This is a genomic window from Novosphingobium piscinae (assembly GCF_014230355.1).
In the GTDB taxonomy this organism is placed as follows: domain Bacteria; phylum Pseudomonadota; class Alphaproteobacteria; order Sphingomonadales; family Sphingomonadaceae; genus Novosphingobium; species Novosphingobium piscinae.
The window spans coordinates 13,512-34,368 of record NZ_JACLAX010000022.1; the positions used below are offsets into that span (position 1 = coordinate 13,512).

The following is a 20,857-nucleotide window of genomic DNA, read 5'->3' on the forward strand; positions in this document are numbered from 1 at the left end:
GCGACGGTCGGGACCGCGATCAGGCGCCCTTCCACTGAGGATCGCGCTTGCCGAAGAACGCGGCGAGACCTTCGCGCTTGTCCTCGGTGCCGAACAGCGCGGAGAACGCCTGGCGCTCGGCAGCGAGGTGGGCGGTGTGCGGCAGGTCGAAGGCGGCGTTGACCATCGCCTTGGCCTGGCGCACCGCAACCGGAGCCCGGGCCGCGATCTCGCGGGCCAGCTCGCTCGCCCGGGCCAGCGCCGAGCCGTCCACGACGACTTCCAGCACCAGACCGAGCCGCAAGGCCGTCGCGGCATCGATCGGCTTGCCGAGCAGGACCATCGACATGGCCTGCATCCGGCCGACGATCCGCGGCAGGGTCGCCGTTCCTCCGGCGCCGGGGATGATCCCGAGATTGCTTTCGGGCTGCCCGAAGCGCGCACTGACTCCGGCCACGGCGAGGTCGCAGCACATCAGCAGCTCGTTCCCCGCCCCCAGGCACCAGCCCTCGACCGCCGCGACGATCGGCTTGGGAAAGGCGCGGATGCGGGCCCAGATCCTCGGCCGCACATCGGCCAGGGCCCCAGCCGTGTCCTTTTGCGCGAGTTCGTTGATGTCGGCACCGGCCGCGAAGACCTTGGTCGATCCGGTGATCACCACGCTGCGCACCGCGTCGTCGTCGCGCACCGCGTCGAGCGCGTCGGCGATCAGCCCGAGCACCGGGGTGGCCAGCGCATTGCGCTTTTCCGGATTGTTGAGCGTGAGGGTCAGGACACCGTCGGTGCCGCGATCGACGAGAAGGAGGTTGGTCTGGTCGGTCATGCCTTGCTCATCCAGTGTTCCGAGGGGTTGTAGAGGGGCTGTCCGGTGCCGGCGGCGATCGCGCCGAGCACCCCGACCAGCGCGGCGGGGCCGATCCGGTCCGCCCAGGCACAGGGACCGAACGGATAGTTGGCGCCGAACCGCAGCGCGCTGTCGATCCCGCCCTCGTCGCTGACGCGCTCAAGCACGGCGTCGCCAGCGGCATTGGCGATCTGCGCGAGGGTCCTGAGCACGATCAGGCCGGGACGGTCCGCCAGCCGGTAAGCGTCGAGCCCCCAGGCGGCGAGCAGGCCGGCGGCCACCTCGGCCGCCGCATCGCTGCTGGCGGCAAAGCCGGCGGCCGAGGCATGGCTGGCGTCGAACCAGTCGATCACCGCGACCTCGCGGCCCGCCTCCGCCGCCTCGGCGCGCGCCGTGCGGCCGCGCGAGAAGCGCAGCACCACGCCGCCCAGCTCCAGCGGCGCCAGGTCTGGCCTCGCCGCCTCGGGCCGGGCCGGGGCATCGGAGCGGGCCGGGACGGCGAGCGGTGCCGGCACATCCGGGCCCTTGCCATCGGCATAGTCGTAGACGCCGCGCCCGGTCTTGCGGCCCAGCCAGCCGGCATCGACCAGCGCCGACTGCGCCAGCTGCGGGATGAAGCGGGTCTGGCCGAAGTAGGAATCGAAGACCGACCGCGCCACGGCGAAGTTCACGTCCTGGCCGATCAGGTCGGTCAGTTCGAGCGGGCCCATCTTGAACCCTGCGGCCTTGCGGAACAGCAGGTCGATCATCTCGGGCGCCGCCCCGCCCTGCTGCAGGCAGCGGAAGCCCTCGCCGTAGAACGGGCGAGCGACGCGGTTGACGATGAAACCAGGCACGTCGGCCACGGGCACGGCCACCTTGCCCCAGGCCTGGGCGAGCCCGGTAATGGCCTCGGCCACGGCGGGACTGGTCGCGGGACCGGACACGACCTCCACCAGCTTCATCACGGTGGCCGGGTTGAAGAAGTGCATGCCGATGAAGCGCTCGGGCCGGCGCAGGCTGCCTGCCAGCTTGGCGATCGACAGCGACGAGGTGTTGCTGGCAAGGATCGCCGCATCATCCAGCTGCTCCTCCAGCTGCGCGAACAGGCCCTGCTTGGCGGCGAGGTCCTCGATGATCGCCTCGATCACCAGCCCGCAGCCGTCAAGCGCCGAAACCTGATCTGTCCATTTCAGGTTGGCGAGCACCACCGCAGCCGCATCCGCCGCGAGCTTGCCACGCGAGACGAGCTGGTCGAGCCCCTTGGCGATCTGCGCCTGGCTGCGCTCGCGCGATGGGGCGTAGACGTCGTAGACCACCACGCGGTGGCCGGCCTGGGCCGCCACCTGCGCGATGCCGCTGCCCATGGCGCCTGCTCCGCAGACCCCGATCGTTATTGCCTCGCTCACAGCAAACTCCGCGTCTGGTCGGTTGCGCGCGGATCAGGCCGCGCAGGATTGGGTGCAGCCCGCCACAGCCTTCATCGCGCGCAGGGGCTCCTCGCTTTCCAGCGGCTTGAGCCCGAGGCGCGCGATCATCGCGGCGTCGGCGTCATCCCCGGCATTGGCCGCGGTCAGCAGCCTGTCGCCGGTGAAGATCGAGTTGGCGCCGGCAAGGAAGCACAGCGCCTGGGTCGCCTCGCTCATCGCTTCGCGCCCGGCCGAGAGCCGGACCATCGACAGCGGCATGGTGATCCGCGCGACCGCGACGGTGCGGACGAACTCTATGTCATCGATCTTGGCCATCGGCGTATCGGCCAGCATGTCACCCAACACCGTGCCCTTGATGGGGACGAGCGCGTTGACCGGCACGCTCTCCGGGTGCTGCGCCATTGTCGCGAGCGCATGGACGAAGCCGACGCGGTCCGCGCGCGTCTCGCCCATCCCGACGATCCCGCCCGAACAGACATTGATCCCCGCCTGCCGAACGGTCTCCAGCGTCTGCAGCCGGTCCGCGAAGGTGCGGGTGGTGATGACCTCGCCATAGCGTTCGGGCGAGGTATCGATGTTGTGGTTGTAGTAATCGAGCCCGGCCTCTGCGAGCTGCGCCGCCTGTCCGGGGGAGAGCATACCGAGGGTCATGCAGGTCTCGAGCCCCATGGCCCGCACGCCCTCCACCATCGCGACGATGGCAGGCATGTCGCGCTCCTTGGGGTTGCGCCAGGCGGCGCCCATGCAGAACCGCTTCGACCCGCTGTCCTTGGCCTGGGCCGCGGCCTGCAGCACCTGCTGCACCTGCATCAGCTTGGTCGCCTTGACCCCGCTGTCGGCCTTGACCGACTGCGCGCAGTAGCCGCAGTCCTCGGCGCAGCCGCCGGTCTTGATCGACAGCAGCGTGCAGAGCTGGACCTCGCCCGCGCGGTGGTGCGTGCGGTGGACCTCGGCCGCGCGGAAGACCAGCTCGGTGAACGGCAGGTCGAACAGCCCGGCGATCTCGGCGCGGCTCCAGTCGGTGCGGACGGCCTGGCCCATGTCAGCCCTGCAGCGTCACGAGTTCGGTCTTGAACTCGGCCAGATCGCCGACCTTTACGCCGTGACCGGTGACCGTCCCGCCAGCCGGGGCCGCGACCTCGACCGTCTCGTCGAGCACTGCCAATCGGGCAACGGCCGCGCCCTCACCCACCGCGGTCCCCACCGGCGCCAACCAGACGACGGTGCCGACATGGGGCGCCGTCACCGCCCGCGCGGCCGGAGCCTGCACGGGCGGCGAGGCCGCTGCGGCGGGAGAGACTGCCGCGGCGGGGGGAGCGGTAAGGGGGTTGGGCGTGCCCGGGTGCCGTGCGAGGAAGTAGTCGCCCTCCTCGCCCTGGACGCAGACCTCGTTCCAGCCGCCTGCCAGCATGGTGTCGAGCAGGGCCCGCGCATTGGTGATCGCGGCCAGAGCCTTGTCGTCGATGCGGATCATGCCGCGGCTCCCTTGCGCTCGGCCAGCAGGACCTGTTCCAGCCAGCGCGTGTGGATGCGGTTGGCACGGAAATCGGCGTGGTTGATGATCTCGCGGTGCAGGCCAATGGTCGTGGCGATGCCCTCGACCGTGAAATCGGCCAGCGCCGCGTCCAGCCGGTCGATCGCCGCCTCGCGCGTCTCTGCGTGGACGATCAGCTTGCCGATCATGCTGTCGTAATAGGGCGGGATCATCGCCCCTTCCGACATGTGGCTGTCGAGCCGGATGCCCTCGCCCGCAGGCGGCGACCAGCGCGTGATCCGGCCCGGCGAGGGCATGAAGTCGCGCGCGGTGTCCTCGGCATTGATCCGGCACTCGATCGCATGGCCGCTGAGCTTGACCTGATCCTGCGTGACCGAAAGCCCGGCCCCGCCCGCGATGCGCAGCTGCTCCTGCACCAGGTCGAAGCCCGCGATCATCTCGCTCACCGGGTGCTCGACCTGGATGCGGGCGTTGACCTCGATGAAGTAGAACTCCTGCCGCTTGACGTCGAACAGGAACTCGCAGGTGCCGGCGTTGCGGTAATTGACCGAGGCGGCGAGCGCACAGGCGCTTTGGTGGAGCTGCTGGCGCAGGTGATCGGGCATGGCCGCGCAGGGCGCCTCCTCGATCAGCTTCTGGTAGCGGCGCTGGACCGAGCAGTCGCGCTCGCCGAAGTGGACCACGCCGCCCTTGCCGTCGCCCATCAGCTGGACCTCGACGTGGCGCGCCTCGGGGACGAAGCGCTCCATGAACAGCGTGCCGTCACCGAAGGCCGCGACGGCCTCGGCCGAGGCGCGGTGGAAGCCGGCTTCGGCTTCATCACCGTTGTTGGCGATGACCATGCCGCGCCCGCCGCCGCCGGCCGCGGCCTTGAGCAGGACCGGATAGCCGATGCGGTCGCCCTCGCGCCGGGCATCGGCCGCAGTCTTCACCTCGTCGCAGCCCGGGACCAGCGGAACACCCGCCGCACGGGCCATGGCGCGGGCCTGGATCTTGTCGCCCAGTCCGTCGATCACGTCAGGCTCGGGGCCGACGAAGGCGATGCCGTTGGCCGCGCAGAGCGTCGGCAGGATCGCGCGCTCGGACAGGAAGCCATAGCCCGGGTGCAGCCCGTCGCAGCCGCTCGCCTTGGCGGCGTGGACCACCAGTCGCGGATCGAGATAGCTCTTGGCGGCCTGGGCCGGCCCGAGCACCACCGCGCGATCGGCCTGACGCGCGGCGGCGCTGTCGCGGTCCGCGTCGGAGACGGCGACGACCGTCTCGATGTCGAGCGTCTGGGCCGCGCGGACGATCCGCAGCGCGATCTCGCCACGGTTGGCGATGAAGAGACGCTTGATCGCCATCAGTCGGCAACCAGTGCGAACAGCGGCTGCCCAGCCTCGACCATGGCGCCATCCTCGGCGAGGACCGCGACGATGGTCCCGGCCTGCCCGGCCTTCACCGCGGTGAACAGCTTCATCACCTCGATCAGGCAGATCTCGTCATCGGGCCCCACCTTGCCGCCGATCTCGACATAGGCCGCGGCGCCGGGCTTGGGCGCGCGGTAGAAAGTGCCGAGGTTGGGCGCCGTGATGACCACGGCGCCGTCCGGCACCGAGCTCGAGACGGCAGCGGGCGCAGGAGATGCCGCAGGCGCGGCGACCGGTGCCGGGGCGACCGCCGCGGCCGCAACCGGAACCGGCACGGCAACCGGCGCCGGTGCCGCCGGCGCGCCCGCCAGGGTGGGCGCGGCCGGATCGTTCGACAGCAGCAGTTCGAAGCTGCCCGCCCGCAGATGCAGCGTGGCGATGCCCGAACGGGTGAATTCCTCGATCAGAACCCGCACATGGTCGACACTCGGATCGACGGGTGGCTTGTGGGTCATGGCTCGGCACCATCCTCTGACTTGGGCCGGACGATCGCTGGTCGCCCGGCATGCCCCGCGCGGGGCAGGTTCAACGACGCAGGCTGACGTTCAGCCCTTCGGACTTCATCTCGACCACTGGGAGCGTGGCCACCTGCATCAGCTTGCGCACGTCCTCTAGCTCGGGCGAGGAGAGCAGCGGGAAATCGCGGCGCACCGGCCCGGCCGCGCGCATCTTGTCGATGTCGGGCTGGGGCACGAAGGCACGGTAGATCAGCTCGTCCTCGTCCACGGTGCCGTAGCGCTTCTTGAGCTCGTCGAGGTCAGGCTGCTCGGGCGGATTGGCGAGGACTTCCTTGGCGCGCGGCGCGGCCATGATCTTGTCGAGCACGCCGGCATCGACCGGGGCGACCGTCTGGCCATAGAACCCGGCGGCGTACTGGATCACCTCGTCGGGCACCGTGCCATAGCGCTTGCCGGTGACCACGTTGAGCACGGCCTGGATGCCGACCAGCTGGCTGAACGGCGTCGCCATGCCCGGGTAGCCCAGATCGCGGCGCACCGCGGCGACCTCGTCGAGCACCTCGGGCAGCTTGTCCATCATCTTGTGCATGGCGAGCTGGGCCTTGAACGTGCCCATCATCCCGCCCGGGATCTGGTGCTGGATCGAGAACTCGTCGTACTCGGCGTACTGGTCGTAGAGGTTGCCCGACGCCTTGGCGACCGCGCGGAAGTGGTCGGCCACCGGCTGGAACAGCGATTCATCCAGGCTGTGGGTGTGGCCGCGCAGCTGGATGTTCTTGGCCATGATCTCGGTCGAGGGCACCGAGGGGCCATTGGCCATCGGCCGGCTCGCGGTGTGGATCACCGAAACGCCGCAGTCGATCGCATCGAGATAGGCCTTGGCCGAGAGCCCGAGCAGGTTGTTCGAGTGGAACTCGATAGGCTTGCCGCCGGCCGCCTTGACCAGCGCGGGGACTAGCTGCTGGATCCGCTCCTTCTCGAGCACGCCGGCGGTGTCGTAGAGCAGGATCGAGTCGACGTGCGGGCTGTCAGCAAGCTTCTTGGCGTTCGACACGAAGAACTCGTCGGTGTGGACCGGCGAGAGCGCGAACATGATGGCGCCCGCGACCTTGGCGCCGTTGGCCTCTTTGGCGACCTTGGCGAGCCGCAGCATGTTGTCGAGCCCGAACAGCACGTCGTAGATCCAGAACGAGCGGATCCCGTGCGCACAGAGCCGCTGGACCCACAGGTCCATCAGCGCCGGCGGGGTGATGCCGAAGGTGACATTGGCATTGGCGCGCAGCCCCGCACGGAGCGGGGTGTTGGGCATCGAGGCGACCAGAAGGTCGAGCCCTTCCCAGTAGTTCTCCTGGCAATAGCGGGTCAGCACGTCGAGCATGCCGCCGCCGGTCAGGTCGATGGTCGAGAAGCCGGTCCGGTCGATCAGCGGCGTGACCGGCAGGGCCATCCCGGCGCGCATGCGCAGGCCCCACAGGCTCTGCTGACCGTCACGCATTGTCTCGTCGAGAAAATCGATGTGGGCCATCCCCACGCACTCCCTTCTATCGGCCCGCGGCTTCGCGCAGGCGAACCTGTCAGTCGGCCTCGACCAGGAACAGCACCTGGCCGCCATCGACCAGCACGCCGTCCTCGACGCAAACCTTGCGGATCGTCCCGCTCACCCCGGCCTTGACCGACGTGAACAGCTTCATGACCTCGAGCAGGCACAGCTCGGTCTCGGCGGTGACCGCCTGGCCGATCTCGACGAACGGCGCGGCGCCCGGTTTAGGCGAGCGGTAGAAAGTCCCGAGGTTCGGCGCGCGGACCTCCACCCAGTTCGTCCCGGCGGCCTCGGGCGCAGCCGAAGCGGCCGGAGCGGCGGCGATGACCGACGGGCCGGCCGGCGCTGCGGCAACCGGTGCCGCGGCAACCGGAACAACATGCGCTGCCTTTGCCGCACCCAGGGCAGGCGAGCTCGAATCCGTCGAAAGATGGACGCTCAGCCCCGGCGTCTCGACGCGCAGGTCCTTCCAGCCGCCGGCGGCGAACAGCTCGGCCAGCAGGGCGATGTCGGAGGGCTTGGACCCGCTCATGGCTCAGGCCGCCGCCAGCTTGTCGCCGGAGCAGGCCTCGTCCATGCGCAGCGTCTCGACCACGATCCGCTCGTTGTGCCACAGCGTCGAACCGAACGCGTGCTCGATCACCTTGGCGCGGCGCAGGTAGCGGTGGAGCCCCAACTCCCAGGTGAAGCCCATGCCGCCGTGGACCTGGATGGTCTCGTTGCAGACGTGCTTGGCCACCTCGCCGGCATAGGCCTTGGCCATCGACACGGCGCGGGCGCGGTCGGGCGCATCCTCGGCAAAGGCCCAGACGCCATAGTAGGTCGCCGAACGCGCCGCCTCGACCGCCACGGCCATGTCGGCGCAGCGGTGCTTGATCGCCTGGAACGCGCCGATCGCCTGGCCGAACTGCACGCGGGTGCGGGCATATTCCACCGCGGTGGCGAGCATGCGGGCAGCGATCCCCACCTGCAGGCAGGCGCTCAGGGCCGCGCCGCCATCGAACAGGCGCGTCACCGCGCGGGCCGGGTTGGCCGCGCCCACCAGGGCCTCGGCGCCGAGCTCGACATTGTCGAAGGTCACCTCGCCCAGCGCGCAGGTCGGGTCGATATCCTCGTGCGCGCGGACCGTGACGCCGGCGGCGTCGGCCGGGACGAGGTAGATCGCCGCGCCGGTGCCCGACTGCGCCACGACCGCGAAAAGATGGGCCGCCGCAGCCTCGCGGACCAGTACCTTGGTCCCGCTCAACCGGTTGCCCGTGACCGTGGTGCCGACGCCTTCGGGGGCCTCGTCACAGCCCTGCTCGGTCACGGCGACGGCAACGCGCAGTTCGCCGGTGGCGATGCGCGGAAGCAGGTCGGCCTGCTGCGCCGGGGTGCCGTGACGCACCAGCAGGTCGGTCACGGCCAGCGCATCCAGCGCGGCGATCGGACCAAGGGCGCTGCCCATCGCCTCGACCGACAGGGCGAGGTCGACTGCGGTCAGCCCGGCGCCACCCTGGTCCTCGGGGACCATCATCGCGAACAGGCCGAGCTCGGCCAGCGCGTCCCAGGCGGGGCCGTTGGCCTCGGCCGAGAGGTCCGGGGCACGCAGCGCCGCGTGGTCCTCGAGCAGGCGGTCGACGGTCTCGCCCAGGCTCTTCTGTTCCTCGTTGAAGGCAAAGTTCATGGTTCGATATCCTTGCAGCCGCCCAGCTCAGCGCGGCAGGCCGAGCACGCGCTCGCCGGTGATGTTGCGCTGGATTTCCGACGATCCGGAATAGATGGTGAATGCCTTGGACTGCAGCCAGCTCAGCTGGAACCGGCCCATCGCCCGCGCCGACGGATCGTTGCCCGACAACGGCGCCACCGGGCCAAGCGCGTCCATCGCCAGCTCGTACATGTTCTGGGCCACGTGGCTCCAGTAGAGCTTGGTCATCGAGGCATCGGCGCCGCGGTCTCCCCCGTCGAGGTAGACGCTGAACGAGCGCAGTGCGTTGAGCCGGACGATCTCGATCTCGGTGATCGCGCGCGCCAGGCGCTGCCGGATCGCGGGATTGTCGATCGCCGCGCGGCTGCCCTGCATGGTCTGGCACAGCGTGGTGACCAGCTTGTCGAGCTCCTGCTTGAAGCGGACCTGACGGCCGAGGGCGTCTTCCGGACCACGCTCGTAGGCCAGCGTGGTCATCGCGATCTTCCAGCCTTCGTTGATCCCGCCGACGATGTTCTCCGCCGGGACCTCGACATTGTCGAAGAAGGTCTCGTTGAACTCGGATTCGCCGGAGATCTGACGCAGCGGCCGGATTGTGATCCCCGGCGAGCTCATGTCGATCAGCAGGAACGACAGACCCTTGTGCTTGGGCACGTCGGGATCGGTGCGGACCAGCGCGAAGCACCACTGGGCGTACTGCGCATAGCTGGTCCAGATCTTCTGGCCATTGACGATGAACTTGTCGCCGACCAGCTCGGCACGGGTCCGCACCGAGGCAAGGTCCGACCCGGCGTTGGGTTCGGAGAAGCCCTGGCACCAGACCTCGTCCGACGAGATGATCGGCGGCAGGAAGCGCTTCTTCTGGGCCTCGGTGCCGCAGGCCAGGATCGTCGTGCCGGCAAGGTTGTGGCCGATGATGTTGATGCCCTCGGGCGCCTGGGTCCGGGCCATTTCCTCGGCGAAGATGCCGCGCTCGATCAGCGTGGCGCCACGGCCGCCGTATTCCTTGGGCCAGTTGATCCCGCTCCAGCCGCCCGCGTAGAGCTTGCGCTCCCAGTCGAGGCGGAACATCGCGCGCTCGTGCTCGTCTTCGGGCTCGAACACGGTCTCGCCCCAGCCCTGCGGGAGGGCGCCGGCGAGCCAGTTCCGTAGTTCCATGCGGAATTCGTTTTCCGAAGGGCTGTAGTTGAAATCCATCGGATCGACTCCGTCAGGCCTTGGCCGCCGCCGCGCGCTCGGCGGCGCCGGCGAAATCGGGCGCGCGCTTCTCGCGGAATGCCGCGACACCCTCGAGATATTCGGGCGTGAGATAGGCGAGCGTCTGCGAGTATCCCTCGAACTCGAGCATCTGCTCGAAGGTCGCGGTCTGGGACATGTTGAGCAGGCGCTTGGTCATGGCCATGGCGGTCGGCGATCCTGCCGCGATCTGCCGTGCCATCGCGCGGGCTTCGTCCATCAGCTCGTCATGCGGGACGACCTTGTTGACCATGCCCAGGGCCAGAGCCTCGTCGGCCGGGACCTTGCGCGCGGTGAAGCACAGCTCCTTGGCCTTGTTGATCCCGACCGCCCGCGACAGGAAGAACATTCCGCCCAGATCCGGCATCAGTCCGACCTTGGCGAAAGCCTGCATGAAGCTGGACTTGTCGCTGGCGATGATGATGTCGCAGCACAAGGCGATGTTGGCGCCCGCCCCGGCGGCTGCACCGTTCACGGCGGCGATCACCGGCTTCTCCAGCTTGTAGAGCGGCTCGAGGACGTCCTTCAGGATCCAGCGATGGCGGGCCCTGCGCTCCAGCGGGGTCATACCGTCCTTGCTCGCCTTGAGGTCGGCGCCGGCGCAAAAACCGCGCCCGGCCCCCGTCAGGATCACCACCGACACGCCGGTATCGGCGGCGATCCGGGGGATCAGGTCCTGCAGCTCGCTGTACAGCCGATCGGTCGTGGCATTCATCGCCTCGGGCCGGTTCAGCGTGATCGTGGCGATCCGCTCGTTCACCTCGTAGATGATGTCTTCGTAAGCCATGCGGCGTCCCTCTCAGGTCTCGGCGGCGCCCGGCGGCACATGCGCCAGGTCACCTTCGGTGCTGTCCGGAATGGCGAACCACTGCTCGGGGATGCGCACCGGGATGCGGAAGTCGTGCGCGGGCACGACGATGTCGGAGTTGTCGAGCACCCGGCGCATGGCGGCCTGCCACGTCCGCTCGCTCTCGCTCCGGATGTTGCCGGTGATGAAGGCGTCCGCCAGCGAGCGCTGGGGGTGGCTGGTCGCGCGCGGATCGGCCGGGAACCAGTAGCGGTAGTGATCGCCCAGGTCCGAGACGAGCGCGGCGCGGCCCTTCTCGGTGGTCACCACCACGACCTGCATGCCCTCGGTGTGACTCGGCACGCTCAGCAGACGAATCCCGGGGAGGAAATCCGTGTCGCCGTCGACCAGCTTCAGCTGCGCCGGCCGCTTGCGCTCCATCAGGTTCGCCAGCGTCGACTTCCAGTAGAACACCCGCTGCGAGGGCACCGGATCGACCGCCGCCTGCAGCTCGGCGCGCTGCACGACCACGCAGGAATCGGGGAACAGGTCCAGGTTGTCGGCGTGGTCGAAGTGCAGGTGCGTGCAGATCACATAGTCGATGTCGGCAGGGGTCAGCCCTTCGGTGGCGAGGGCCGCGATCAGCGACGCATGGCCGCCGCCCACGCCCTTGACCCGAAGGCGGGCATGGACCGTCGGGATGTCGGCCATGCCGCTGTCGACCAGCAGGTTGACCGGCTTGTCCGCCACCACGCCGCGCACCAGCCAGACATGCACCGGATCGCGCATGATCGCCCCGCCATGCGGCAGGTAAAGCTCGCCGATGCGCAGCGTCGTGACGGTCCAGCTGGTCACCCCTCGATCACCTCGAAGCGCTCGATGTCGGACACCGCGCCGCGGCGTTCGCCCGTGGTCCAGACCGCGCGGACGCGGGCGCCCGGCTTGATCTGCTGCTTGGCGGTCTCGAGGTCGTCGATCTCGATGACATGGATCATCTTGGTCGAGGCGCCGTCGAGGACGATCTCGGCATAGGCATAGGGGACCTGGCGGGTCTGCCCGTAGACCTCGACGTTGATCAGCGAGCAGGCGCGGATGGTCCCCGTGTCGGCGCAGGCCTTCCAGGTGCCGGTGCGCTTGTGCGTGATGTCGTCGATCTCGCGCGGGGGCAGCAGGGCCTCATCGGCGTTCGAGCCGCGCACGCCCATGACGACGCCGTTCTCCTTCAGCTCGTCGAACATCCTGCCGTAGTAGGGGCCGTAGGCGTGGTCGTAGTGCAGCGCCATCGCATAGTTGATCACGCCGAGCGGCTCTGCGGCGCCGACCAGCGGCTTCACTTCGCCCACCGCCGCGTCGGCCGCCGGAACGAAGCCTTCGATCGCGAGGATCGAGGTGCCCTCGTCGCCCGCCGCCCACTGCACGGCCACGCGCTGGCCGACCTTCACCTGATCGAGATCGGCGAGGATGCGATGCACGAAGCTGTTGCGGCAGCCGTCGAGGCGGACCAGGCCGAGCACGACGCCGTTGACCCGGGTGAAGCCGGTCAGCTCGCCGGTTTCGGGAGCCTGGACCAGCTCGGTCGGCTCCTCGCCGTCCCTGGGCGAGAAGTCCTGCGCCGGCGCGATCACCGTGCCGTCAGCGAACCGGGCTCCGACAATGCGGCGGTTCGGCATTTCGGCCAGGAAGACACCCGCGGCACGGCCCGGGGTCAGGGTGTAGGGCAGCGAAATCGTGCTCTTGAAGGTGGGCAGATCGATCGGTGCGGTATCGGGTGCGTAGAACATCGGTCCTTACCTCCTCAGGCGCTCAGCACGGCGCAGCCGCGCAGGTTGGCCCAGCCGCCACCGGACTGGACGAGCGCGAGCTTGGCGTCCTTGATCTGGTGCGTTTCGTTACGGCCCATGACCTGGGTCGCGGCTTCGATCAGGCGGATGACGCCGACCGCACCGATCGGGTTGGCGCCCATGCACCCGCCCGAGGGGTTGACCGGGATGTCACCGTCAACCTGGGTCGCGCCCGAGGCGACGAGATCCGCCGCCTGACCCGGAGGACACAGTCCCAGGCTCTCGTAGTAGTTGAGCTCGAAGCAGGAATAGGGCTCCTGCACCTCGACGACGTCGAACTGACGGCGCGGGTTGGTGATACCGGCGGCGCGGTAGACCTGGCGCGAGGCGATCGCGAGCGGCTCCGAGAGCATCAGCGAGCGTTCGGGCGCATTGTCCGCCTCGCAGCAGTAGGCCATGCCGCGGATCCAGGCCGGACGGGTGGTCGAATGGTGCGCCACCTTGTCCGAGGCGAGCACGATCGCCGCGGCGCCGTCCGAGATCGGCGGCACATCGAGCAGCTTGATCGGCCAGCACAGCGGCTTGGAGTTCAGCACGTCCTCGACGGTGACGGCTTTCTTCTGGTGCGCATAGGGATTCTTGATGGCGTTGTTGCGATTCTTGGCCGCGACCATCGCCGCCGCTTCCTCGGTGTGGCCAAGCACATCCATGCGGGCGCGCCAGTAGGCCGCCGAGAAGCCCATGATCCCGACCGCGAACTCACGACCCCAGAACGGATCGTAGAGCGTCGAGATCGAGTACTGCAGCTGGCCCTCGGACAGCTTGTCGTAGGCCACCACGAGCGTGCGCTCGGAATAGCCGCCGGCCACCTGGTAGTAGCCCGCGAGCGCGCCGGCGAAGCCGGCCCCGCCGCCGCTGGTCAGGCGGACGACCGACTTGCCCTGGGCACCGATCGCGTCGACCACCCACTTCTCGGGCTGGTTGACCGCGGCGAACAGCACGGGACCGGTCGCGATGACGATGGTGTCGATGTCCTCCATCGACAGGTTGGCGTCGGCCAGCGCGCGGTCCACGGCCTCGCGGACGAGACCGGCCTGGCTGACGTCGGTGCGCCGACGCGAGTGATGCGTCTGCCCGACGCCGACGATTCCTACTTCACGGCCCATGATCAAACCTCGAGAGTGAAGACGCAGTTGGTCTGCATCGCGACACCGCCGGTGCCGTGGACGATAGCCTTGGACGGAGCCGCGGCTCCGGCCTTGACCGGTGCGGAAAGCTGCTTGGCCGCTTCGGCCAGACGGACCAGGCCGGTGGCCATGATCGGATCGGCCGGCAGCGCGCCTCCCGACCGGTTGATCTTGTCGCTCGAGGCGACATCGGCGCCCTTGCCTTCGGCGGCGAGCCCGAGACCCTCGAAGGTCAGGAGTTCGCCGATCACCGAGCTGCCGCTGGTCTCGATGACGTCGGCAGCAGCGGCCGAGTCCCAGCCGGCCTTGCCCAGGGCCATCCTCGCCGCATTCGCGACCGAATCCAGCTTGTTCTCGGTCCGCTCGGCCAGGGCATGGGTTTCCATGCTGGTGCCCATGCCGGTGATGAACACCGGCGGACGGCCCGTGCGGCGCGCCACGTCACCACTGCCGATCAGCACGGCCACCGCGCCATCCAGCGGGCGCGAGATCATCAGCTCTGTCAGCGGCCAGGCCGCCTCGGCACCCGCCAGCACCGCCGCGGAGTCGGGAACCTCGCCGATCGACGCCTTGCTGTTGGCTGCGGCATCGGCCCAGCGCTTGGCGACGATGGCGGCAAGGGCATCATCCTTGATCCCGTGGGCAGCCAGATAGCGCTGCGCCTGGATGCCCAGTGCCGCCTTCTGGCCGAAGCCCACCGGGCGCTGGTAGAAGGGCTCGACCATCGAAGCCCAGTAGAGATCGATGTCCGACTCCGAGGGCTTCGAGTAGGCGACGATCAGTCCGATCTGCGAGGCGCCCGAGCGGATCTTGTTGACCCCGTAGAGCGCGCCCCAGAGACCATCTTCTTCGACCCGGGCCTCTTCCTTGTGGTGCGCACCCAGCGCACCGAGGAAACCGCAGTTGGAGATCGAGCGGCCGTCAAGCACGTCACTGCCGGAATCGATCACGAAATCCACGTCGTCGAGCGTCAGACCGGTGCCCTTGAACACGTTGGTCACGACCGACGAGATGAGATCGATATGCTGTGCGTCGCGCCACGCCGGACGCAACTCGGTTTGCGCGGAGGCCAGCACCGCAACCTGACTGAGACCCATCGGATTCCTCACCCTGCCATTCGCCGGACTCGCCGCATCCGCGACCCGTCCGGCCTCTGCCATTCTTCTAAGCTCGCCGCTTTTCCCGTGTCAAAAGAAAAAGCGACGTTTTATCGGATTTTCGGTTTGCCACCCGCTCTGTCTTGGCATTTGTGTCCAGAAACAATGGATTTTTGAAGGGTTGCAATTTGCCGATCGCCGAAACATTATCGGATCAAGAGTGGGAACGGGAGCGGATTCGTGGGACTCGATGTGACGGGGCGTTTCCGGTATCCGCCGCCCAACCCTGCCTGGCTCGCGCTCTCCGACGAACCGGTGACCGACCCCGCGCTCCCCATCGTCGACGCGCACCACCATCTGTGGGAGCAGGATGGACACCCCTATCTGCTCGACGAGATCGCCGCGGACCTCGCGTCCGGGCATGCGGTGAGCGCGACCGTGTTCGTCCAGGCGCACTATGGCTACCGCACCGGTGGACCGGCCCACCTCGCGCCGGTCGGCGAGACCGAGAAGGTGGCCGCCATCGCCCGCGCGGCGGCGGCGCGCGGCCAGCCCGAGGTCGCGGCCGCGATCGTCGCCTTCGCCGATCTGACCCGCGGCAGCGCCGCCGACGAGGTGATCGCGGCCCATGCCGCCGCGGCGGAGGGACGGCTACGCGGCATCCGCCACAGCGTCTCACGCGATCCCAACTTTCCGGACGGGGTGGTCCTGCGGCCCGCGCCCGAAGGGCTGCTCGGCGATCCCGCCTACCGCGACGGACTGCGCGCTATTTCGCGGGCGGGACTGAGCTATGATGCCATGCTCTACAACTGCCAGATCGCCGAGCTGTGCGACATGGCCGATGCCCTGCCCTCGCTGCCTATCGTGCTGGATCATATCGGCTGCATCCTCGGCGTCGGGCTTTACGAGGGCCGCGAGGCGGAGCTGTTCGCGCGGTGGCTCCTCGACATGGCCGACCTCGCCAGGCGGCCGAATGTCTCGGTCAAAATCGGCGGCTTCGGGATGATCGTCTGCGGCGCGCGGTGGCACGAAGCCGAGCAGCCCCCCTCGTCCCGGCAACTGGCCGAGGCCTGGCGGCCCTATGTCGAGACCTGCATCGACCTGTTCGGCGTCGAGCGCTGCATGTTCGAGAGCAATTTCCCGGTCGACAAGGCGATGTACCCCTACCGGACGCTGTGGAACGCCTTCAAACGCCTAACCGAGGGTGCCTCGGCCGACGAACGGACCGCGCTGTTTTCCGGCACCGCCACCCGCTTCTATCGCCTCGCCCCGCGATCAGGCGCCGACGGCTCCTCCCTCCATGAGCAGGTGCTCCATGCCTGAACCAATCAACCGCAACCGGGCCCTGCATCTCCTTGAGCGCGACCGAGACTGCGGCACGCGGACCGCGATCGTCTACGGCGCCACCAGGATCAGCTTCGCCGAGCTTGCCGACGAGGTCCGCCGAACCGCCGGCGCGTTGCAGTCGCTCGGGATCGACCGGGGCCGCCACGTCGGGGTGCTCGTGCCGAGCGAGCCCGCGTTCATCATCGTGCAGCAGGCGCTGTTCCTGCTCGGCGCGACGGTTTCGCCACTCAACATCTACTACCGGCCCGGCGAGCTCGCCCACGCGATTGCCAGCTGCGCGCTCGACGCTGTGGTACTTCATGCCGACCTGCGCGACCGCCTGCCGCTCTCGGTGCGGGCGGAGGCGGGATCGCTGCGTCTGGCCATCGTCACCGGCGCGCACGACCCGGGCCCCGGCTTCGCCTCGCTCGACGCGGCACTCGCTTCGGCCGAGCCCCTTGCCACCCCTGCGCAGGTGTCGGAGCGGGAAATCGCCCTTCTGCTCAACACCAGCGCGACCACCGGCAAGTCCAAGGGCGTCATGCTCACGGCCGGCAACCTCGCAGCGAACTACGATGCCACCCCGGGCTGGCTTGGGCTCACCCGAGAGGACGTCATCCTCTGCGCGCTACCGCTCTACAACACCTTCGGGCTCAACCAGTGCATCAACGCCATGCTGGTGACCGGAGCGACCCTGGTGCTGCTGCCCCGCTTCGATGCGGAGCGCTGCATCCAGGCGATCCAGCGCCATGGCTGCACCTTCATGCCGGCCGTCCCCACCATGCTGCAGAAGATGATCGATCATCCCGGCCTGCACGAAGGTGCGTTGCACAGCCTGCGCCGCATCATGACCGGTGGCGCACCGGTTCCGGTCGCCCTGCTGCACCGCGTCATGGCGGCGACCAGCCCGGACACGATCCTTCTCACCGGCTATGGCCTGACCGAGGGCGCCGCACTGATCACCCTGTGCCAGGTCCGCTGCGGAGCCGACGGGGAGCTGGACCATGGCAAGACGATCGGCCGCGTGCTGGACGGCATGGACCTGGAGGTCATGGCCGATGACGGCACGGTCCTCCCGCGCGGCAGCGTCGGGGAGTTCGTGGTGCGCGGGCCGAATATCATGGCCGGCTATTTCAACGCGCCCGACGACACCGCCCAGGCGCTGCGCGACGGGTGGCTGCACACTGGCGACGTCGGCCTGATCGCGCCGGACGGAAATGCCTACATCGTCGATCGCAAGAAGGACGTGATCATCCGCGGCGGGCAGAACATCTACCCGGCCGACATCGAGGAGGTGATCTACGGGATCGAGGGGGTGAGCGAGGTTGCCGTCGTCGCGCAGGAGGACGATGTGCTGGGCGAAGTCCCGGTCGCCTTCGTCGCCACGCGTCCCGGCATGACCGTGGAAGCCGAACAGGTCATCGCCCGCTGCGCCGACCAGCTCGCCAGCTACAAGCGCCCCAGCGCGGTCCACTTCCTCGAGGAACTGCCCAAGGGGCCGACCGGCAAGATCCTGCGGCGCGGGTTGCGTGAGCTGCTTGCGGTTCCGTTCACCGGATGAGTGCCTCGCCCACCTGCCTGACGGTGGCCGTGGCCGGCCGCCGGATCCATGTGGCGACCTGGGGACAGCCGAACGCGCCCGTCGTCATGCTCATCCACGGCATGCGGGACCATTGCCGCAGCTGGGACTGGATCGCCCCCGTCCTCGCCGAGCACTATCGGGTTATCGCGCCCGACCTGCGCGGGCATGGCGAGAGCGACTGGGCGGGGAGCGACGGCTATGCCCTTCCCGGCTATGTCGCCGACATTGCCGACGTGGCCCAGGCCTTGGGGCTCGACCGCTATGCCATCGTGGGGCATTCGCTCGGCGGCGCGATCGGGCTGAGGGTCACGGCCGCGTTTCCGGACCGGGTCGTGGCGTTCGCCGGGGTCGAATGCATCGAGCTGCCGATCCACCGCGACGAAGCCCGCGAGCCCACCCCCTATCCCCAGCGCCTGCGGCAGTGGCTGGAGCGCCGCCAGGCCGCCGCGATCCATTCGATCCGCCACTATCCCACCCTCGAGGATGCCTGCGCGCGGATGCAGCGGGAACAGCCCGACATTCCGGCGGCAACGGTCCGACATCTGGTCGAGCACGCCACGGTTTGCGATGCGGGCCTGGGCTGGCGCTGGAAGTTCGATCCGCGTGTCCGCCTGCGTGCCCCCGAAGACCAGCGCGCCAGCGACCTGGACGAGGTGCTCGATGCGGTGACCTGTCCGGTCCTGCTGTTCTACGGCGATGCCGGATGGATTCCGGTCCCGGGTGCGCCGCGCCTCTCCCGCCTCGGCCAGTACCGGATCAGCCATTACCCGGGTGGAGGACACTGGCTCCACCACCAGTTCACCGGGCGCTTCACCGCCGAAGTGCTCGCCTTTCTCGATGCAAACTGCAGGACAACCGATCATGCGTGAAGCCGCCATTGTCTCCACCGCCCGCACCGGCGTCGCCCGGGCCTTCAAGGGCGCCTTCAACAACACCGATGCCCCCCGGATCACGGCCCACGTGATGAACGCCGCGATCGAACGGGCCGGGATCGATCCGGCGCGGATCGAGGACGTGGCGATCGGTGTCGGCACCCAGTGGGGGACCCAGGGTTCGAACCTGGCCCGCACCTCGATCATCGCCGCGGGCCTGCCCGAATGCGTCCCCGGCACCACGCTTGACCGCAAGTGCGGCTCGGGCCTCACCACCCTCGCCTACATCGCGCGCGCTATCATCGCCGGCGACATCGACGTCGGCCTCTCGGGCGGCGCGGAATCGATCACCCACACCCGCAACGCCCACGCGCCGACCTACCGCGCGCAACCCGCCGAAGTGCTGGCCGGCGATCCCCACGCCTACATGGCGATGATCGAGACCGCCGAGATCGTCGCCGAACGCTACAACGTCTCGCGCGAGGACCAGGACGCCTTCGCGCTGGAAAGCCACCTGCGCGCCGCGGCCGCCACCCGCGAGGGCCGTCTCGCCGACGAGATCGCCCCGATCACGGTGCTGCGGAACGTCATCGAGAAGGACGGCTCGATCAGCGGTACCGAGGAGGTGACCCTCGCCAGCGACGAAGGCATTCGCGCCGACACCACGCTCGAAGGCCTCGCCAAGCTCAAGCCGGTGTGGAGGGACGGCCAGATCGTCAAGGAAGGCCGCTTCATCACCGCGGGCAATGCCAGCCAGCTTTCGGACGGCGCCGCCGCGCAGGTGCTGATGGACCGGGAGACGGCCGAGCGCGAAGGCCTGCCCATCCTGGGAATCTTCCGCGGCTTCCAGTCGGTCGGCTGCAAGCCCGAGGAGATGGGCATCGGCCCGGTCTTCGCCATCCCGAAGCTGCTCGAGCGCGCGGGCCTGAGCATCGATGACATCGGCCTCTGGGAGATCAACGAGGCCTTCGCCAGCCAGGCGATCTACTGCCAGCGCAAGCTCGGCATCGATCCGGCCAGGCTCAACGTCAACGGCGGCGGCATCGCCATCGGCCACCCCTTCGGCATGACCGGGGCGCGCCTGACCGGACACGCGCTGATCGAGGCGCGCCGGCGCGGCGTCCGCTATGCCGTGGTCTCGATGTGCGTTGCGGGCGGCATGGGCTCGGCCGGCCTGTTCGAGATCCCGGCATGACCGGCGCCACGACCGTGCCGAACGCCATGCGCTTCGACGACGATGTCGTCGTGATCACCGGCGCCGGCCGCGGTCTGGGGCGCGAATATGCCCTCGCCTTCGCTGCGCGCGGCGCGGCCGTGGTGGTCAATGACATCGGCACCGAGCCCGGTCCGGGGACCGGTCAGCCGCAGTCGGTGGCCCAGGCGGTAGTCGGCGAGATCACCGCCGCCGGAGGGCGGGCCATCGCCAACACCAGCTCGATCACCGAACCCGGCGGCGCCGAGGCGATCATGGCGGCGGCCATCGCGGCCTTCGGCAAGGTGACCGTGCTGGTGAACAACGCCGGGATCATCAGCTACGCCCGCCTGACCGAGCTGACGGGCGAGGCCTGGCGCGCGATGCAGGCGGTCACGCTCGACGGGACGTTCCACATGTGCCGCGCCGCCTGGCCGCACATGGTGGCGCAGGGCCATGGCCGGATCGTCAACACCACCTCCAACGCCGGCTTCGGTGGATGCGAGACACTGTCGCACTACGGCGCAGCCAAGCTTGCGGTCGCAGGCCTGACCAAGTGCCTGGCGCAGGAGGCCGCCGGCACCGGGATCACCGTCAACGCCGTCGCGCCGATGGCCGTCACCCGGATGAACCGCGAAGTCTTCTTCGGCGGCGCCGTCAGCGAGGGAGAGGATTGGCGCGAGGATATCCGCGCGGGCAAGGTTCCGATGGGCCCGCCAGCGGCGGTGGCCCCGACCGTACTGTGGCTGGCACACCGCTCGACCACGCTGAATGGCGAGATCTTCAGCAGTTCGTCCGGCAAGGTCGCACGTGTCGGTTTCGTCGTCGGCGAGGGCTGGTTCGACCCGCACCACGGGCCCGAGGACCTGCGCGATCATGCCGAGCTGGTCCGCAATCTCGGCGACTACCTCGACATAGCCTCGACGGGCGACGAACTGGCGCTGATCCCCCCTCTGTTCGCGCCCGGATGACGTTC

The 20,857-nt window shown here is 69.0% G+C and carries 20 protein-coding genes; 5 read left to right on the top strand and 15 right to left on the bottom strand.

Features of this window, described 5'->3' with window-relative positions; all coding sequences use genetic code 11:
- Positions 1–19 precede the first annotated feature (19 nt).
- The 15 genes from H7F53_RS15615 to H7F53_RS15685 form a co-directional block, all read right to left on the bottom strand.
- Positions 20–802, bottom strand: coding sequence for an enoyl-CoA hydratase-related protein (locus H7F53_RS15615; RefSeq protein ID WP_185680441.1), 783 nt, complete (start codon positions 800–802; stop codon positions 20–22).
- A complete protein-coding gene (locus H7F53_RS17940; RefSeq protein WP_185680442.1) occupies positions 799–2,211 on the bottom strand; it encodes a 3-hydroxyacyl-CoA dehydrogenase NAD-binding domain-containing protein in 1,413 nt (470 codons plus the stop codon). The genes H7F53_RS15615 and H7F53_RS17940 overlap by 4 nt, the downstream gene beginning before the upstream one ends.
- Positions 2,212–2,244: 33 nt before the next feature.
- The gene (gene bioB, locus H7F53_RS15625; RefSeq protein ID WP_185680443.1) at positions 2,245–3,273 is read right to left on the bottom strand and encodes a biotin synthase BioB; all 1,029 of its coding nucleotides are present in this window, start codon (positions 3,271–3,273) and stop codon (positions 2,245–2,247) included.
- Between the two features lies 1 nt (position 3,274).
- A complete protein-coding gene (locus H7F53_RS15630) occupies positions 3,275–3,706 on the bottom strand; it encodes a biotin/lipoyl attachment domain-containing protein (protein ID WP_185680444.1) in 432 nt (143 codons plus the stop codon).
- The gene (locus tag H7F53_RS15635) at positions 3,703–5,070 is read right to left on the bottom strand and encodes an acetyl-CoA carboxylase biotin carboxylase subunit (RefSeq protein WP_185680445.1); all 1,368 of its coding nucleotides are present in this window, start codon (positions 5,068–5,070) and stop codon (positions 3,703–3,705) included. The genes H7F53_RS15630 and H7F53_RS15635 overlap by 4 nt, the downstream gene beginning before the upstream one ends.
- Entirely contained in the window at positions 5,070–5,591 is a 522-nt protein-coding gene (locus H7F53_RS15640) for a biotin/lipoyl-containing protein (RefSeq protein ID WP_185680446.1), read from the bottom strand. The genes H7F53_RS15635 and H7F53_RS15640 overlap by 1 nt, the downstream gene beginning before the upstream one ends.
- Positions 5,592–5,661: 70 nt before the next feature.
- A complete protein-coding gene (locus H7F53_RS15645; RefSeq protein ID WP_185680447.1) occupies positions 5,662–7,119 on the bottom strand; it encodes a pyruvate carboxylase in 1,458 nt (485 codons plus the stop codon).
- Between the two features lie 49 nt (positions 7,120–7,168).
- Positions 7,169–7,666: an acetyl-CoA carboxylase biotin carboxyl carrier protein gene (locus H7F53_RS15650; protein WP_185680448.1), complete on the bottom strand. Its 498-nt coding sequence runs from the start codon at positions 7,664–7,666 to the stop codon at positions 7,169–7,171.
- 3 nt (positions 7,667–7,669) lie between these two features.
- Positions 7,670–8,800 carry an acyl-CoA dehydrogenase family protein gene (locus tag H7F53_RS15655; protein ID WP_185680449.1) on the bottom strand — a complete coding sequence of 377 codons (1,131 nt, stop codon included), beginning with the start codon at positions 8,798–8,800 and terminating at the stop codon, positions 7,670–7,672.
- A gap of 27 nt (positions 8,801–8,827) precedes the next feature.
- Complete coding sequence (locus tag H7F53_RS15660) at positions 8,828–10,018, bottom strand: acyl-CoA dehydrogenase (protein WP_185680450.1); 1,191 nt, start codon at positions 10,016–10,018, stop codon at positions 8,828–8,830.
- Between the two features lie 13 nt (positions 10,019–10,031).
- Positions 10,032–10,844 (bottom strand): enoyl-CoA hydratase/isomerase family protein, encoded by an 813-nt coding sequence (locus H7F53_RS15665; protein ID WP_185680451.1) that lies wholly within the window; start codon positions 10,842–10,844, stop codon positions 10,032–10,034.
- Positions 10,845–10,856: 12 nt separating this feature from the next.
- Positions 10,857–11,699: an MBL fold metallo-hydrolase gene (locus H7F53_RS15670; RefSeq protein WP_185680452.1), complete on the bottom strand. Its 843-nt coding sequence runs from the start codon at positions 11,697–11,699 to the stop codon at positions 10,857–10,859.
- Complete coding sequence (locus H7F53_RS15675; protein ID WP_185680453.1) at positions 11,696–12,625, bottom strand: OB-fold domain-containing protein; 930 nt, start codon at positions 12,623–12,625, stop codon at positions 11,696–11,698. Before H7F53_RS15675 ends, H7F53_RS15670 begins: the two co-directional genes overlap by 4 nt.
- 14 nt (positions 12,626–12,639) lie before the next feature.
- Entirely contained in the window at positions 12,640–13,791 is a 1,152-nt protein-coding gene (locus H7F53_RS15680; protein ID WP_185680454.1) for a thiolase C-terminal domain-containing protein, read from the bottom strand.
- A gap of 2 nt (positions 13,792–13,793) precedes the next feature.
- On the bottom strand, positions 13,794–14,909 hold the full coding sequence (locus tag H7F53_RS15685; protein WP_185680455.1) for a thiolase C-terminal domain-containing protein: 1,116 nt from the start codon (positions 14,907–14,909) through the stop codon (positions 13,794–13,796).
- 252 nt (positions 14,910–15,161) lie between these two features.
- Between H7F53_RS15685 and H7F53_RS15690 the strand changes: the two genes are divergently transcribed.
- The 5 genes from H7F53_RS15690 to H7F53_RS15710 are packed head-to-tail and all read left to right on the top strand — an operon-like array spanning position 15,162 to position 20,852.
- A complete protein-coding gene (locus H7F53_RS15690; protein ID WP_343062104.1) occupies positions 15,162–16,232 on the top strand; it encodes an amidohydrolase family protein in 1,071 nt (356 codons plus the stop codon).
- Positions 16,225–17,796, top strand: a complete 1,572-nt coding sequence (locus H7F53_RS15695; protein ID WP_185680457.1) for a class I adenylate-forming enzyme family protein — start codon at positions 16,225–16,227, stop codon at positions 17,794–17,796. Before H7F53_RS15690 ends, H7F53_RS15695 begins: the two co-directional genes overlap by 8 nt.
- The gene (locus H7F53_RS15700; protein WP_185680458.1) at positions 17,793–18,686 is read left to right on the top strand and encodes an alpha/beta fold hydrolase; all 894 of its coding nucleotides are present in this window, start codon (positions 17,793–17,795) and stop codon (positions 18,684–18,686) included. Before H7F53_RS15695 ends, H7F53_RS15700 begins: the two co-directional genes overlap by 4 nt.
- Positions 18,679–19,884: a thiolase family protein gene (locus tag H7F53_RS15705; protein WP_185680459.1), complete on the top strand. Its 1,206-nt coding sequence runs from the start codon at positions 18,679–18,681 to the stop codon at positions 19,882–19,884. The genes H7F53_RS15700 and H7F53_RS15705 overlap by 8 nt, the downstream gene beginning before the upstream one ends.
- Positions 19,881–20,852, top strand: coding sequence for an SDR family NAD(P)-dependent oxidoreductase (locus H7F53_RS15710; protein WP_185680460.1), 972 nt, complete (start codon positions 19,881–19,883; stop codon positions 20,850–20,852). Before H7F53_RS15705 ends, H7F53_RS15710 begins: the two co-directional genes overlap by 4 nt.
- Positions 20,853–20,857: the final 5 nt, after the last annotated feature.

Excerpts from the sequence above, each read along its gene's own strand:
- H7F53_RS15675 (WP_185680453.1), bottom strand. The coding sequence starts at position 12,625 with ATGTTCTACGCACCCGATACCGCACCGATCGATCTGCCCACCTTCAAG.
- H7F53_RS15685 (WP_185680455.1), bottom strand. The coding sequence starts at position 14,909 with ATGGGTCTCAGTCAGGTTGCGGTGCTGGCCTCCGCGCAAACCGAGTTG.
- H7F53_RS15705 (WP_185680459.1), top strand. The coding sequence starts at position 18,679 with ATGCGTGAAGCCGCCATTGTCTCCACCGCCCGCACCGGCGTCGCCCGG.
- H7F53_RS15655 (WP_185680449.1), bottom strand. The coding sequence starts at position 8,800 with ATGAACTTTGCCTTCAACGAGGAACAGAAGAGCCTGGGCGAGACCGTC.
- H7F53_RS15615 (WP_185680441.1), bottom strand. The coding sequence starts at position 802 with ATGACCGACCAGACCAACCTCCTTCTCGTCGATCGCGGCACCGACGGT.
- H7F53_RS15665 (WP_185680451.1), bottom strand. The coding sequence starts at position 10,844 with ATGGCTTACGAAGACATCATCTACGAGGTGAACGAGCGGATCGCCACG.
- H7F53_RS15660 (WP_185680450.1), bottom strand. The coding sequence starts at position 10,018 with ATGGATTTCAACTACAGCCCTTCGGAAAACGAATTCCGCATGGAACTA.
- H7F53_RS15700 (WP_185680458.1), top strand. The coding sequence starts at position 17,793 with ATGAGTGCCTCGCCCACCTGCCTGACGGTGGCCGTGGCCGGCCGCCGG.
- H7F53_RS15710 (WP_185680460.1), top strand. The coding sequence starts at position 19,881 with ATGACCGGCGCCACGACCGTGCCGAACGCCATGCGCTTCGACGACGAT.
- H7F53_RS15640 (WP_185680446.1), bottom strand. The coding sequence starts at position 5,591 with ATGACCCACAAGCCACCCGTCGATCCGAGTGTCGACCATGTGCGGGTT.
- H7F53_RS15680 (WP_185680454.1), bottom strand. The coding sequence starts at position 13,791 with ATGGGCCGTGAAGTAGGAATCGTCGGCGTCGGGCAGACGCATCACTCG.
- H7F53_RS15695 (WP_185680457.1), top strand. The coding sequence starts at position 16,225 with ATGCCTGAACCAATCAACCGCAACCGGGCCCTGCATCTCCTTGAGCGC.
- H7F53_RS15630 (WP_185680444.1), bottom strand. The coding sequence starts at position 3,706 with ATGATCCGCATCGACGACAAGGCTCTGGCCGCGATCACCAATGCGCGG.
- H7F53_RS15650 (WP_185680448.1), bottom strand. The coding sequence starts at position 7,666 with ATGAGCGGGTCCAAGCCCTCCGACATCGCCCTGCTGGCCGAGCTGTTC.
- bioB (WP_185680443.1), bottom strand. The coding sequence starts at position 3,273 with ATGGGCCAGGCCGTCCGCACCGACTGGAGCCGCGCCGAGATCGCCGGG.
- H7F53_RS15645 (WP_185680447.1), bottom strand. The coding sequence starts at position 7,119 with ATGGCCCACATCGATTTTCTCGACGAGACAATGCGTGACGGTCAGCAG.
- H7F53_RS15635 (WP_185680445.1), bottom strand. The coding sequence starts at position 5,070 with ATGGCGATCAAGCGTCTCTTCATCGCCAACCGTGGCGAGATCGCGCTG.